Origin of the sequence: Streptomyces sp. NPDC048496, assembly GCF_043200055.1 — a bacterium.
In the GTDB taxonomy this organism is placed as follows: Bacteria; Actinomycetota; Actinomycetes; order Streptomycetales; family Streptomycetaceae; genus Streptomyces.
On record NZ_JBICXB010000028.1, the window covers coordinates 1 to 13,835 of the forward strand.

Sequence of the window (13,835 nt, forward strand, 5' to 3'; positions counted from 1 at the left end):
GCGACCCGCACCGTCTGCTCCGGGACCGGCGGCAGCCCCATCGGCCGCAACGACATCACAACCCACCCTCCACGGCCGGACGACACGTAACGACCGCAGGAACGATCATCACCTACCGGTCAAGCAGCCGCCGAGAATTGCGCACCAGAGTCACTCCCCGGATCAAAGTCAAGCCCGATCGGTTCGGCGTGGTCGTGCGAGCGAAGACGCTACCGCAGGTCGGACTGGAGGAGTACCAGAAGTCGGCACGGTTCCTGGCGGACGCCTGGCGGTGCACGCGAGTCTCCGTCCTGCCGGACGGCCCCGGGCGGGTGGTGATCCGGGGCGTGCGCTCCGACCCCCTGACCACGCCGACCGGGCACCGGCCCACCGGCCTCCCGCCCGCAGACCTGACGCGCTGGGAGCTGGGCGTGGACGAGTACGCCGCGAAGGTGTGCGTGTCCCTGGCCAACGTGCCCGGCGTGACCGTGGCCGGCACTCCCGGCTCGGGCAAGACGTCGACCGTCAACAAGTTCGTCTGTGACTTCGCGCCGTCTCCGTCCGTGCAGATCGCGACTGCGGACGGCAAGGTGTCACGCGCCTCCGAGGGCGACTACGCCGACCTGGTCAAGCGCATGTTCGCGTTCTGCGGTGACGACCTCGACGAAGCCAACGCGCTGTTCAAGCGCCTGGTGGAGCTGCGTCGACGCCGGTCCTCGACCATCCGTGACGTACTGGGCGTGAAGAACATGTGGCACGTCGGCCCCTCGCCGCAGTGGCCGCTCACGGTCCTGATCATCGATGAGGCGCACACGTTCTTCCGTGAGTACAAGGGCAGCGACGCCGAGACGAAACGTTTGGGCGCGCTGACGGCGGAGAACGCCCGACTGGTGGAAGACCTGGTCAAGAAGGGCCGCAGCGTCGGCATCCTGGTGATCCTGATCAGCCAGAAGACCACCGGTGACGCCCTGCCGACCTTCATCCGCGACGTGTGCCCCATCGGGCTGTCCTTCGCGCAGAAGACCGTGGAAGCCGCCGTGGCCGCACTCGGCGACGACATCCGCAACTGGCCCGACGCCAGCCCGGTCACCTTGCAGGACCCCGCCTACGTCGGCGTCGCCGTGATGGCCATGCAGGGCCGCCCCGGCTACACCCGCATCCGCACCCCGTACGTCTCGGACGCCGACGCGGCCCGGATCGCCGAGGACACCTCGGATCTGACCGCCGATCCCGCCCTGTGCCTGGACGCCCTCCTCGCCTCGACCGGCCGGACGTTCCCCGACGACGAAGGCCCGGACGGCACCCCTGTCCCGCTCGCCAAGTAGACCGAACCACCCACGCCAGAAAGGAGGTTGATGATATGGCGGAGGAACGGTTCACCCGGCGCACCGTGACCGTGGTCATGGCGGTCATCGCGGCTCTGGCCTTCGTCTTCTCCTTCGGCAACGTCTGGGCGCTCGCCCTGCGGCTCGGCGTTCCCCACCCGATCGCGCCGCTGATCGCCCCCATGGTCGATCTGTCCGTCGTCGGGCTCCTGGTCGCCCTGCGGTTCCTAGCCCTGCGCGGCGTACCCAAGACGGAGTTGAAGGCCGGTACCCGGCTGCTGCACCTGTGCGGCCTGCTCACCCTCGCCCTGAACACCGCCGAACCACTGCTGGCTGGACGCTACGGACGGGCCTGCCTGGACACCGTCGCCCCGCTCCTGCTGCTCGGCTGGGGCCACGTCGGCCCCGCCTTCCTCGCCCAGTTCCACACACTCATCCGCCCCACCCCACGCCTGGAGGCCGCCGCCACCCTTGCCGCAGAGCCGGTGCCCGACGACGCACCCGCACCCGAGCCCCAGATGCCCGCCCCGGCCGTCGCTGCCTCCCCGGCCGAGGAACTGGAGCCCGCTCCGACTCCGGCCGCTACTCCGCCAGTCGCAGTCGCCAAGACGACTCGGCCCGCCTCCGGCCCGCCCCTGCCGGTTGCTCTGCTGGACGCGGCCCGGCGCATCGCGGACGCCCACCGCGCCGAGCACGGAACACCGATCACCGCCGCCCACCTGGGCACGCGCATGGGCGTCGCCCTGCCGGTGGCCACCGCCGCACTCGCTCAACTCTGAGCCCCGGCCCCCCACCGGCCACATCCCCCTCGCTGAACCCACGCCCGCCCCTGGGTCTGGTTCGCCATGCCCGAGCAGCACCAACACGCCTACAGATCCGGCTGGTTGCTGCTCGGGGCCACCCACCCGAACAGAAGGGACACGCCCCAAATGGTCACCCTGGACCTGCGCCACGTGGCAAGCCCCGCCGTACGGGACCTGCTCCACCTCGTCAACCACCCCGACTTCGACCGCGCACAGCAGCAGATCGAACGCCTCGGCGGCTGCAGCGAACCCGTCCGCCTCACCGGCCACACCGCCACCGTCGACACGTCGACGGGTGAGGTGCTGTGCTCTTACACCTCGTCCGAGGAGCCCACGGGCAGCCTGCTCACCGCGTGCGGCAACCGCCGCTCCTCCCGCTGCCCGGCCTGCTCCCGCCTCTACGCCGCCGACACCTACCACCTCATCCGCGCCGGCCTCTCCGGCGGCAAGACCGTCCCCGAAACCGTCCGCACCCACCCCCGCGTGTTCACCACCCTCACCGCCCCTTCCTTCGGCCCCGTTCACAACCGCCCGACCACTCCCGGCGGCGATGTCCGGCCCTGCCGCTGCCGCAAGCTCCACGAACCCACGGACCCACTGCTCGGCACGCCGCTGAACCCGGCAACCTACGACTACGCGGGCGCGGTCCTGTTCAACGCCCACGCCTCCGTGCTGTGGGCCCGCTTCACCATCTACCTGCGCCGCGAGATCGCCGCCCGGCTCGGCATGACACAGAAGGCCGCCCGCGCCGTGTTGCGGGTTTCCTTCGCCAAGGTCGCCGAGTATCAGAAACGCGGGCTGGTCCACTTCCACGCCGTCATCCGCCTGGACGGCCCGGACGGCAACACCACGCCTCCACCCCCGCACGCCACCGTCTCCGTGCTCACCGACGCCATCCGCGCCGCCGCACCCCGCGCCCGCATCACCGTCGTCTCGGACGCGGTCGGGGAACGCGAACTCGGCTGGGGCCAACAGCTCGACGTACGCCAGATCGCCACCTTCGGCACCGACACCGAACTGACCGACCAGGCCGTTGCCGCCTACGTGGCCAAGTACGCCACCAAGTCCGCCGATGCCTCCGGCGCCCTCGACCGCGCCCTGTTCTGCCGCCCCTGCCAGGGACGCGGCGCCACCCTTCTGCCCCGCGGAACCCCGCTCGCCTGCACCGCCTGCGACGGCACCGGACAGGCCCGCCCGCTGCCCCGCCTGGCCGTCGCCCGGCACGTGCGGCAGATGATCCGCACCTGCTGGGAGCTGGGAAAGCTGCCTGAGTTCGCCCACCTCAAGCTCTGGAAGTGGGCGCACATGCTCGGCTTCCGGGGCCACTTCTCCACCAAGTCCCGCAACTACTCCACCACCTTGGGCGCACTACGCGACGCCCGCCGCACCTGGCGCACCGAACAGGCCCGCGCCCACACCGACCAGCCCGTGTCCGACCCAACCACCACGCTCGTCGTCGGTCACTGGGACTACCTCGGCTCGGGCTACAGCCCCGGCGCCGCACTCCTCGCTGCCGACGTCTGGCATCGCAAGGAACTGGAACGGCAGTTCACGGCCGAAGGCGGTAGCTGATGACCACGCCTCCCTCTGCGGTCCTTCACCCCGCGCTGAGTCCGGCGCAGGAACTGCTGACGGTGCCCCAGGTGATGGCCCGTCTCCAACTCGGCCGTTCCGCCGTCTACGACCTGCTCCGCACCGGGCAGCTCGCCTCGATCACCCTCGGCCGCGCCCGCCGCATCCCCGCCCACGCGCTCACCGATTTCATCCGCGCCCGCCTCGAACAGGAAGCCGCCTGATGACCACACCGCGCCCCGCCTCATCCCGCCGCACCCGCTCCCGCGCCAACGGCGACGGAACCGTCTACCAGCGAAAGGACGGCCGTTGGGAAGCCGCCGGGTACGTCCTCGCGCCCGGCAACACCCGCAAGCGCGTCCGCGTGTACGGCACCACCCGCAAGGAAGCCCTCGCCAAGCTCACCGAGAAGATCGCCACCAGCAACCTCGGCCTGCCCGTCGCGGCAGCCGACAGCACCGTCAGCACGTACCTGACGTACTGGCTGAACGGCGTCGCCGTCCACCAGGTAAGGGAGAACACCCACACCCGCTACGCCGCCTGCGTCCGCCTCCACCTCACCCCCGGCCTCGGGGCAAAGAAGCTCGCCCGACTCACCGCCCGCGACGTCCGCACCTTCCTCGACGGACTCCGCGCCACCTGCCAGTGCTGCGCCCAAGGAAGGGACACAGCCCGGCGGCAGTGCTGCGCCATCGGCCATTGCTGCGGCACGCGGCTCTCCCCGATGACCGTGACCTATGTCCACTCAGTCCTCAAGTCCGCCCTGGAGCACGCCGTCCGCGAAGACGACCTGCCCCGCAACGTCGCCCGCAACATCAAGACGCCCGCGCCCCGCCCCCGGCGCTTCAAGCCCTTCACCGCGAGCGAGGCCCGGCAGTTCCTCCACGCAGCCAGCAGCGACCGGCTCCACGCCCTGTACGAACTCGCCCTGCGTACCGGACTCCGCAAGGGCGAACTCCTCGGGCTGCACTGGGAAGACCTCGACCTCGACGGCGGCACCGCCAGCATCCACCGCTCCCTCCAGCGCACGCCCACCGGCGGTCTGACCATCCTTCACACCAAGACCCGCGCCTCCGAACGCCGCATCGCCCTGCCCACCGAGTGCATCAGCTACCTCAAGACCCACCAGGAACTGCAGCAGGAAGAACGTGAGGCAGCCGGAACAGGCTGGACAGACACCGGGCTCGTCTTTGCCACCCCCACCGGAAGACCTCTCGATCCCACCAACCTCACCCGCCGCTTCCGCCGTCTCCTCCACCACGCGCAGCTCCGGACCATCCGCTTCCACGACCTCCGACACTCGACCGCGACCCTGCTCCTGGAACAGGGCATCGACCTCGTCGTCATCAAGGAACTCCTCGGCCACGCCCACATCGGCGTCACCGCCGGCGTCTACGCCCACGTCCGACTCCGCCTCCAGCGCCACGCCATCGACACCCTCGGCAACGCCCTCGGCCCGGGCGACGATGCCCCCGACGACCCACCCACCGCAGCCGCCATCCGCTGACGTTGCCGTCAGCGTTGCCGTCAAACACCTCTGGGGCCCACCGAATATCGGTGGGCCCCAGAGGCCGTTTTCGCCGGACAGAGAATTCACTGCACCGACTTCGACTCCCTAAATGGAATTCAGGGAACCATCACGAAGAAGAGTGGGACCGAATCCACGCCTGCTCGAATTCCTTCGAGTCAATCAACTCGGCAACGAACTCAGGCTGGCTGGAAATTTCCTCCAGCGCTGGAAATGGAATTTCCGAGAGTCCAACCGTCGCGGTCTCATGACTTTCATCCGCCCACTCGACTCGACCGTCCCGATAGAACTGCACTTTCCGAGTTTCGTAACCGTCGTCACCTAGCTCGCTTAGATAGAGCACAGGATCGTCGGCGAAGTCGTGACTCCAAGCGACCTTGACGTACCTCACCTCTAGTTCCTCCCTGAGCTTAGGATGCGGCCGGTGAGATCCAGTGGCCCGTTGTTTGGAATTACGAACACGCCGGGTCTCCCTTCGACAACATTCAGGCCCCTGACGTCGATTTCGACGTAATGCGTGAACTTACGTCCAGCCCAGGGAACTCTCAGGAAAGCTGCAGAGAGCTGACCGAGAGTCTTTGTTCCCGGCTTTATGTCCGTCAGGTACTGACCGTCTCCGTAGCGCGCATCCTTTGGGTTATCCGCCTTCAAGGATGCACGCAGTTCGCCACTTCCAGTGATCCCATCATGCCCCGCCTCATTCGTGTAGTGATAGAGACTTGTCGGGCAGCCATTTGAATTGTGAACGAGTACCGGCGTCTGACCCGCCAGCACATAGTACGTGTGCTGGCTGAGGTGCCGTCATCTGCGTTTTCGCAGGTCACCGTAATTCGGCCAGTCCGTGGATGTGCGCGGAAGTCCCCTCCTGTGCGCCCGTGTTGCCGTCGGCGTTGCCGTCAGACGGCTATGCGCGTGAGGTCGGTGGAGTGGGCTTTGGCCGGTGTCCTGCCCGGGTTGGGGTCGGGCATGGTCAGGGGGCCGTACGCTGGCCCGGCAACTCGGGCAGGTCGTGATCCTGCCCGGAATTTGAACGAGTGGCCCCCTGGCCTTGCCCGACGCGGGCCCCGGCCCGGGGAGGTGGGTAAAGCCCACGGAGCCGACCGCCCCCACCTCCGGGCCTGCCCTCGGCCAACTCCCCGCCGTCGCCTCGCCGTCGGCCTGGCGCTCGCCGGGCGGGCGCGTCCGGCTTCTCCTCGCTTCCGGCGCAACGCTGTGCTGTTTCTGCGCGGCCTGGTCGCTGGCCGGCCCGCGGCGGCGGAGCCGAGAGCGGGCCGGGTGGGCGGCCGTGCCGCGCGCGACCCGCGTCAGCGGGTCGCCTTGAAGACGTAGAGAAAGTTTGGACGCACCCCGCTTCGGCGGTACGCCGTGGCCGGTGGCTGAGCGTTCGGCTGGGCTGCTGGCCTGGTGCGATGGTCTGCGGCGTGTGGGTCCTGTTCCGGTTGCCGACGGGGCTCTATTCGGCTCGGGTGACCTTGGCGTGGTCGGTGACGACGCGTCTGAAGAGGTCGTGGCCGGTGCGTCCGGTGTGGCGGAGCGCCCAGTCCTGTGCGGCTTCCTGCTCGGCGTGGGGTCCGGATTCGGCTCCGCAGTCGGCAGTGGCGCAGAACGCCTCGTAGGTGATGCCACCTTCAGGGGCGTGGCGGATGGCGTGAGCGACGTGCCGGTAGACGGTGCGGGGGCTCACTGGTGGCCCTCCGGGTGGCGTCGCATGTAGACGTTGCAGTCGCTGACGGTAGTCATGTCGCCGACCAAGCGGGCCCGGTCGCGCACGTTGGCCAGCTCGGCGCAGCCCGCGCAGCCTTCAACGGGAGTCGGCTCCAGTTCCAGACGCAAGGGCAGTTCGACCGGCGGGGTCGAGTACCTGGTCGGCTCCGTCACTGCACATCGCCACCTCTCGAACATCACATGGCCGACCTCTTGACAGGTCGGTGCTCTAGTTCAGTATTCGAGTGGCCGAAGCACTCCCGCTACGGTTCGCAGTGCACTAGTGTGCCCTCACTGACACCACGTCAACTCAACGGAGGGGCAAGCCTTATGCCCAGTCCCAAGACGTTCACGAAGATCGCGGATCACTTCCGTGAGCGCATCCTGTCGGGAGAGCTTGCACCAGGTGCCAAGCTGCCGACCAACCGGGAGATCGCCGGCCAGTGGCAGGCCGCAGCCGCCACCGTCTCCCGCGCCTTGCAGGCCCTTCAGGTGGAGAACTTCATCCGCACCACTCCCAGGGGTACCTACGTCGCTGATGACCCGCGCTGGACGCTGTCGGCTCGGGATCGGCTGGCCCGGGTCCAGCGGGTGAAGTCGTTCCTGGCGGAGGGTGAAACGAGCCGGGTGACGGCCGCCGAGCTGATCATCCCACCGTTGTACGTGGCGGAGATCTTCGATCTGGAGGCCGGGGACCAAATGGTGCGGCGCGAGTGGCTGGCTGGACGGGGCAAGACCCGGACCGTGTTCGCGGTCACCTGGTACCCGGCCCCGTTCGCAGCCCTCGTGCCGGACCTGTTGAACACCGCCCCGGGCCGCAATCACGGACTGTCCGCCCGGGTTCTGGAAGCCACCCGGCGTACGATCACCCACGCCCGCGACGACATGCACGCCCGCCCCGCCGACGCCCGAGAGGCGAGCGCCCTGGGGCTGCCGGTCGGCTCCCCGATCCTGGCCGGCGCCCACCGATGGTCGGACGCGGAAGGGATCATCGAGTACGGGGAGTGGTGCCTGCCGCCCCGATTCACCATCGGCTACGAGTACCAGCCCTGACCGATCCACGCGAAGCGTCCCCGAAAGCCGACCGGCGGCCTTCGGGGACGCTGTCGTTCACGTGTCCGCCTCAGTCCGCGTCGCGGCCTTCGAGGCGTTCGACGCGCTCCTCCAGCTCCTCGATCCGCTCCAGGGCTCGTTCCAACTTGTAGGCCAGATCCGCCAATCCGGCCACCGCCGGGAACTCCTTCGACGGGGCAACCGACGCTTCGTCCGACTCGTCCACCGGCTGCACCGGGACCGGTACCTCTGTGCCGAACTCGCCCCCCACGACGACATACGCCATCGAGCCGTTGCGCTGGTGGGCCTTCTTCATCCTGCCCTCCAGGGCGAGGAAGGTCAGGGCCTGGTCGGCTGATTCCGGGTCGCCGCCGATCGTGTCGACCACCTCGTCCACGGTAACCGCGGTGCCCCTGGCCAGTGATCCGTCTCTGATCTTGCGGACCAGGCGGCCGTGGGTGAGCTGGGTGGCGAAGCCGTGGTCGTCCCAGTCCCGTACGTAGACTTCGTCGCCGGGCAGCTCGCTGGGGTAGCGCAGCAGGAAGTTGCCGGCCAGCAGGGCAATGGCGTTGGTGACCACGTTGAGCGGCACCGCGTAGTGCTCCGCCAGGACCTCACGGGCCGGGAGTCTGGCGCCGGGCGCCAGGGCGCCGGAGTAGATCTGCTGTGTGAGATCGCCGGCGACCTTCTCGAAGGCGTCCTCGAAGTCGGCCGAGCGCGTGACGAATGTGCCGCGCCCCTGGCGGGCGATGACCCAGCCCTCGTTCCTGAGCAGCCGGATCGCCTTCTGCACGGTCAGGCTCGATGCCTTGTAGGTCTGCATGAGCTGGCTCTGCGTCGGCAGGAGCTGGCCGGGACGCAGTTCGCCGTCCCGGATCTGCTGCCGCAGGTCGTCCGCGATGCGTTCGAACGTCAAGCGCGCTTCGTCAGCAGCAGCCATGTCCATCCCCGGTCCCAGTCCGATTCCACCCGCCGCGGGCCGCTCGCTACCTGTCGTGTTTCACCAGTTCAGCGGCCTCACGGGGTCAGGGTAGCCGCCGTAGGGATGGACCACCCCACGAACGGATGGAACTCAATAGGGATGGACTTTGGATGGAATGAATGTAGGGTTGCGGCACGCGATCACCCACACGGGTGACTTGCACCCTTCTACCTGGAGGTTTGCCGTGAAGACCATGCCCATCGACCAGTCCCAGGCCATGCTGATCCTGGCCTCCGAGTCCCGGCCGCACTTCAAGGACCGCGAAGGCCAGCAGCCCGCGATCGACCGGGCCACCGGCGCCCACCTGCACCTGGTGGACGTGATGTTCGCCTTCAACGGCCGCGCCGAAGTGATCACCGTGAAAGTCCCGGAGCCGGGTCTCGGCAAGGGCCTGAAGGTCGGCCTGCCGGTCGTCTTCACCGGTCTGGTCGCCTCGGCCTGGGAGAACGAGATCAACGGCAAGGACCGGCACGGCATCTCCCTGCGCGCCGACGCCGTCACCGCCAAGGCAGGCGCCTGATGACCGACAACCCCCTCGGGCACGCGCTCCTGACCGTGGTCGGCCTCGGCGGGCTCGGGCTTCTGGCCTGGGCCGGGTACTGCTTCGCCCGCTGGTACCGGGCCGATGCCGAGACCCGGGTCAGCCTGCGGCAGGCACGGCGGCTGCGGTGGAGCTGGAAGCGACTCGCCCCGATGCTCGGTCTGGCGGTCAAGGACGCCACCCCCACCGTGCTCCAGCAGTACGGCCCCCAGGAGCAACCCGCCAAGCCGCGCGTGCTGGTCCCGCGCCTGCGCACCCGCGCCGACGCCTTCGGCGTCACCGTCACCGCCGATGCCCTCCCGCAGGTCGGGCTCAGCGCCTGGCAGGACGCCAATGAGGGCCTGTGCGACGCCTGGGGTATGCGCCGCATCCGGCTCAGCCAGCCCAAGCCCGGAGTGATCGTCGCGCGCGGCTTCCGCCGTGAGCCGCTGGAGGCGGTGATCCGCTCACCACTCCTCGGCCCGGACGGCTCCCCCGCCTGCCGACCGGGGCAGTTCGTCTCCACCGATGACGTGCTACTCGGCTGGGACGAGGACGGCACCCCCATCGTGCTCAACCTCGCCTACTCCGCCCACGCCCTCATCGCCGGCCTCACCCGCTCCGGCAAATCGATCACCGTCAACACCCTGCTCGCCCACGCCTCGCTCATGCGGGATGTGCGCCTGATCGTGATCGACCCCAACCTCGGCGCCGTCGCGCCCTGGTGGCGCACCGCCTACAAGGTCTCCGACGCCATCCACCCCGACGAGCCGACCGAGATCCTGCGCTGGGTGCGGGAGGAGATGCAGCGCCGGGAGCGGCTGTTCTGGTCCGGACGCACCGACCGCATCACCGACTTCAGCCCCGAGCTGCCGCTGCTGCTCGTGGTGATCGATGAGGTGGCGAACTACACCCGGCACCCGGATCGCAAGGCCCGCGAGCGCTTCGAGGCCGAGCTGCTGGCCATCGCCAGCCAGGGCGCCAAGTTCGGCATCCGGCTGTGGCTGCTCACCCAGAAGCCCTCCGCCGACGTGCTCACCACCGCCGTGCGCACCAACCTGTCCGCCCGGATCTGCCACCGCGTCGACACCGTCGAGGACTTCCTGCACCTCTTCCCCGACGGCCGGGAACTGGACATCACCGCCGCCGACCGCACCATGCCCCAAGGCGTGTCCATCGCCTCCATCGGCGACATGCGCACCCCCGTCCGGCTGCGCTCGGTCTACCTGCCCACCGAAGCCTGCTGGCAGATCAACGACCTCATGTGCGCCGAAGGGCTCAAGGTCCGCGACCTGCCCGACCACATCGACCTGGACAAGGCCGCGTGACCGCATCCGGGTCCCGCTTCGCAGTGAACCCCGGCAAGGGCGTGTAGTCGCCAAACCCTCGCCCCTGCCGGGGCCTCCCTCCCATCCATCCACGGCACACACGTGTGCCGCAGTGCAGAGAGGTCCCGCCAGCATGCCACCGCACAACCCCAGCGCCACCATCCCCCGCCCCGAACCGGACACGGCCGCACTGCCCACGTTCACCGGGTACCGGAACCTGCTCGGCCTGATACGACAGCTCTCCTCACTCGGCGGCTGCGCCCAGCCCATCCGGCTCGAAGGCCAGCGCACCGAGATCGACGCCTTCACCGGCGAGATCCTGCGCGACCTGACGTCCAAGGAACTGCCCGCCGGGCACCTCCTGGTCCGCTGCGGCAACCGCCGCACCACCCGCTGCCCCTCCTGCGCCGAGCTCTACCGCCAGGACACCTACCACCTCATCGCCGCCGGCCTGCGCGGCGGCAAGAACATCCCCGAACAGGTCGCCACCTACCCCCGCGTCTTCGCCACACTCACCGCACCCTCATACGGGCCGGTCCACGGCCGACGCATGGGCGGTTCCGTGCGTTGCCGCTGCGGGCGCACCCACGCCAAGGGCGACCCGCTCCTCGGCACCCCACTCGACCCCGAGCGGTACGACTACACCGGTGCCGTGCTGTGGAACGCCCACGCCCCCGCCCTCTGGGCCCGCTTCATGCTCCACCTGCGCCGCACCATCGCCGCCGCAGCCGGACTCCCGCAGCGCCTGCTACACAAGGTCGCCCGCGTCTCGTACGCCAAAGTCGCCGAGTACCAGCAGCGCGGGATGATCCACTTCCACGCCGTGATCCGCCTCGACGGCTCCGCAGGCCCCTACACCACACCACCCGCATGGGCCACCCCCGAACTCCTCGCCGACGCCATCCAGATCGCGGCCACCCGCGCCCACATCGACGGACCGGAGGTCAACGGCCGCGCTCGCTCCTTCGACTTCGGCAAGCAAATCGACACCAGGGTCATCCGGTCTACCGCCTTCCAAGGCGGGACCACGATCACCGAGGGCAAGGTCGCCGGATACGTCGCCAAGTACGCCACCAAGGGCACCGAAGCCGCGACCGGCACCCTCGACCACCAGCTGAAGAGGATCACCGACCTCTGGTTCGAATCCGTACCCGAGCACGCCGCCCGCATGATCCGCACCGCCTGGGCCCTCGGCGCCCGCGACGACCTCAAGCACCTGAACCTGCGCAAGTGGGCCCACATGCTCGGCTTCCGCGGCCACTTCTCTACCAAGACCCGCACCTACTCCACCACCCTCGGCGCCCTCCGCGCTGCCCGAGCCGCCTGGCAACGCCGCCACACCCCTCCGCCCTCCCCGACCACCTTCGTGATCGCCCACTGGGCCTACGACGGCACCGGCCTCACCCCCGACCTCGAACACCTCGCCGCACTCATCGGCGGCGGCCCGACGGGCGAGCAGGAGGTAGCAACTCGTGCGTGATGACGAACTCCTCACCGTCCCCGAGGCGATGGCCCGTCTCAAGATCGGCCGCTCCGCCCTCTACGACCTCCTGCGCACCCGCCGTCTGGCCTCGTTGACTATCGGCCGCGCCCGCCGTATCCCCGCCGACGCCCTCGCTGACTACGTCCAGCGCCACCTGGAAGAGGCCGCCCGATGACCGCCCCCAAGCGCAAGAAGGCCCGCGCCAACGGCGAAGGCACCATCTACCAACGCAAGGACGGCCGCTGGGAAGCCGCTGGCTACGTCCTCGCCGCCAACGGCACCCGCAAACGCGTCCGCGTCTACGGCACCACGCGGAGAGAAGCCGCCGACAAACTCGCCGAGAAGATCGCCGACAGCAACCGCGGCCTGCCCGTCGCCACCGCCGACAGCACCGTCACCGACTACCTCACCTACTGGCTGGGCAGCGTCGCCATCCACCGACTCCGCGAGAACACCCACACCCGCTACGCCGCCTGCGTCCGACTCCACCTCATCCCCGGCCTCGGCGCCAAGAAGATCGCCCGCCTCACCGCCAAGGACGTCCGCACCTTCCTCGACCGGCTCCGTACCACCTGCCAGTGCTGCACCCAGGGCCTGGACACCGAACGGAAGAAGTGCTGCGCCATCGGCGAGTGCTGCCAGCAGCAGCTGTCCGCCTTGACCGTGACCTACGTGCACTCGGTCCTCAAGTCGGCACTGGAACACGCCGTCCGCGAAGACGAGCTGCCGCGCAACGTCGCCCGTAACGTCAAAACCACCACGCACCAGCCTAGGCGCTTCCGTCCGCTCAATGCGGCAGAGGCCCGTCACTTCCTCGACGCGGCCCGTGCCGATCGGCTCCACGCGCTGTACGAACTCGCCCTGCGCACCGGACTCCGCAAGGGCGAACTCCTCGGCCTTCACTGGGAGGACCTCGACCTCGACGCCGGAACGGCCAGCATCCGGCGCTCGCTCCAGCGCACCCGAACCGGCGGCCTCACCCACCTCCCCGCCAAGACCCGAGCATCCGAGCGCCGCATCGCCCTCCCCACCGAATGCCTCCACTCCCTCAAGGAGCACAGAGGACGGCAGGAAAAAGAGCGAGGGACAGCAGGATCGGACTGGAGCGACAGCGGGCTCGTCTTCACCACACCCACCGGACGGCCTCTCGACCCGGCCAACCTCACCCGCCGCTTCCGCAGCTTCCTCAACCGGGCAGGCCTCCGACGCATCCGCTTCCACGACCTCCGCCACTCAACCGCCACCCTTCTCCTGGAGCAGGGCGTCGAACTCGTCGTGATCAAGGAACTCCTCGGCCACGCCCACATTGGCGTCACCGCCGGCGTCTACGCCCACGTACGGCTCCGACTCCAGCGTGACGCCATCGACGCCTTGGGCCACGCCCTCGGCGGTCAGGACGACGACCCTGACGACCCGCTCACTGCGGTCGCCGTCCGCTGACGTTGCCGTCAGCGTTGCCGTCAAACGGCACGGAGCCCTCATCGACATCACGTCGATGAGGGCTCCGTCGCACTGCTACCAGATTCCGATGACCCCGCCAGGAATCATGGGGAAATTG

The 13,835-nt window shown here is 69.1% G+C and carries 16 protein-coding genes; 11 read left to right on the top strand and 5 right to left on the bottom strand.

The annotated features are described in order from the left end of the window. Nucleotides 1-137 precede the first annotated feature (137 nt). The 5 genes from ACGFSA_RS23140 (at nt 138) to ACGFSA_RS23160 (ending at nt 5,186) form a co-directional block, all read left to right on the top strand. Complete coding sequence (locus ACGFSA_RS23140) at nt 138-1,304, top strand: FtsK/SpoIIIE domain-containing protein (protein WP_393307072.1); 1,167 nt, start codon at nt 138-140, stop codon at nt 1,302-1,304. A 35-nt stretch (nt 1,305-1,339) separates the two neighbouring features. Then, the gene (locus ACGFSA_RS23145; protein WP_393307074.1) at nt 1,340-2,083 is read left to right on the top strand and encodes a DUF2637 domain-containing protein; all 744 of its coding nucleotides are present in this window, start codon (nt 1,340-1,342) and stop codon (nt 2,081-2,083) included. Nucleotides 2,084-2,233: 150 nt separating this feature from the next. Next, complete coding sequence (locus ACGFSA_RS23150; RefSeq protein WP_393307076.1) at nt 2,234-3,679, top strand: replication initiator; 1,446 nt, start codon at nt 2,234-2,236, stop codon at nt 3,677-3,679. Then, nucleotides 3,679-3,903 (top strand): helix-turn-helix domain-containing protein, encoded by a 225-nt coding sequence (locus ACGFSA_RS23155; protein WP_393307078.1) that lies wholly within the window; start codon nt 3,679-3,681, stop codon nt 3,901-3,903. The genes ACGFSA_RS23150 and ACGFSA_RS23155 overlap by 1 nt, the downstream gene beginning before the upstream one ends. After that, nucleotides 3,903-5,186, top strand: a complete 1,284-nt coding sequence (locus tag ACGFSA_RS23160) for a tyrosine-type recombinase/integrase (RefSeq protein WP_393307080.1) — start codon at nt 3,903-3,905, stop codon at nt 5,184-5,186. Before ACGFSA_RS23155 ends, ACGFSA_RS23160 begins: the two co-directional genes overlap by 1 nt. 130 nt (nt 5,187-5,316) lie before the next feature. On the opposite strand, the gene ACGFSA_RS23165 is transcribed toward ACGFSA_RS23160, so the two are convergent. The 4 genes from ACGFSA_RS23165 to ACGFSA_RS23180 form a co-directional block, all read right to left on the bottom strand. Then, the gene (locus ACGFSA_RS23165; protein ID WP_393307082.1) at nt 5,317-5,598 is read right to left on the bottom strand and encodes a DUF6881 domain-containing protein; all 282 of its coding nucleotides are present in this window, start codon (nt 5,596-5,598) and stop codon (nt 5,317-5,319) included. 2 nt (nt 5,599-5,600) lie between these two features. Next, a complete protein-coding gene (locus ACGFSA_RS23170) occupies nt 5,601-5,981 on the bottom strand; it encodes an HYD1 signature containing ADP-ribosyltransferase family protein (protein WP_393307084.1) in 381 nt (126 codons plus the stop codon). A 679-nt stretch (nt 5,982-6,660) separates the two neighbouring features. Continuing rightward, a complete protein-coding gene (locus ACGFSA_RS23175; RefSeq protein WP_164190798.1) occupies nt 6,661-6,891 on the bottom strand; it encodes a hypothetical protein in 231 nt (76 codons plus the stop codon). Further along, the gene (locus ACGFSA_RS23180) at nt 6,888-7,085 is read right to left on the bottom strand and encodes a hypothetical protein (RefSeq protein WP_393307087.1); all 198 of its coding nucleotides are present in this window, start codon (nt 7,083-7,085) and stop codon (nt 6,888-6,890) included. Before ACGFSA_RS23180 ends, ACGFSA_RS23175 begins: the two co-directional genes overlap by 4 nt. A gap of 156 nt (nt 7,086-7,241) precedes the next feature. On the opposite strand from ACGFSA_RS23180, the gene ACGFSA_RS23185 reads away from it, so the two are divergent. Beyond that, nucleotides 7,242-7,964 (top strand): GntR family transcriptional regulator, encoded by a 723-nt coding sequence (locus ACGFSA_RS23185; RefSeq protein ID WP_393307089.1) that lies wholly within the window; start codon nt 7,242-7,244, stop codon nt 7,962-7,964. 70 nt (nt 7,965-8,034) lie between these two features. Here ACGFSA_RS23185 and ACGFSA_RS23190 read toward each other — a convergent pair whose 3' ends face one another. After that, on the bottom strand, nt 8,035-8,880 hold the full coding sequence (locus ACGFSA_RS23190) for a GntR family transcriptional regulator (protein WP_393307091.1): 846 nt from the start codon (nt 8,878-8,880) through the stop codon (nt 8,035-8,037). Nucleotides 8,881-9,139: 259 nt separating this feature from the next. On the opposite strand from ACGFSA_RS23190, the gene ACGFSA_RS23195 reads away from it, so the two are divergent. From ACGFSA_RS23195 to ACGFSA_RS23215, 5 genes are all read left to right on the top strand, one after another. Then, entirely contained in the window at nt 9,140-9,466 is a 327-nt protein-coding gene (locus tag ACGFSA_RS23195) for a hypothetical protein (RefSeq protein ID WP_393307209.1), read from the top strand. Further along, complete coding sequence (locus tag ACGFSA_RS23200) at nt 9,466-10,794, top strand: FtsK/SpoIIIE domain-containing protein (RefSeq protein ID WP_393307093.1); 1,329 nt, start codon at nt 9,466-9,468, stop codon at nt 10,792-10,794. The genes ACGFSA_RS23195 and ACGFSA_RS23200 overlap by 1 nt, the downstream gene beginning before the upstream one ends. Nucleotides 10,795-10,927: 133 nt before the next feature. Continuing rightward, nucleotides 10,928-12,274: a replication initiator gene (locus ACGFSA_RS23205; protein ID WP_393307095.1), complete on the top strand. Its 1,347-nt coding sequence runs from the start codon at nt 10,928-10,930 to the stop codon at nt 12,272-12,274. Continuing rightward, the gene (locus ACGFSA_RS23210; RefSeq protein WP_393307097.1) at nt 12,267-12,452 is read left to right on the top strand and encodes a helix-turn-helix domain-containing protein; all 186 of its coding nucleotides are present in this window, start codon (nt 12,267-12,269) and stop codon (nt 12,450-12,452) included. The genes ACGFSA_RS23205 and ACGFSA_RS23210 overlap by 8 nt, the downstream gene beginning before the upstream one ends. Continuing rightward, nucleotides 12,449-13,717, top strand: coding sequence for a tyrosine-type recombinase/integrase (locus tag ACGFSA_RS23215; protein WP_393307099.1), 1,269 nt, complete (start codon nt 12,449-12,451; stop codon nt 13,715-13,717). The genes ACGFSA_RS23210 and ACGFSA_RS23215 overlap by 4 nt, the downstream gene beginning before the upstream one ends. The last annotated feature ends 118 nt before the right edge of the window (nt 13,718-13,835 follow it).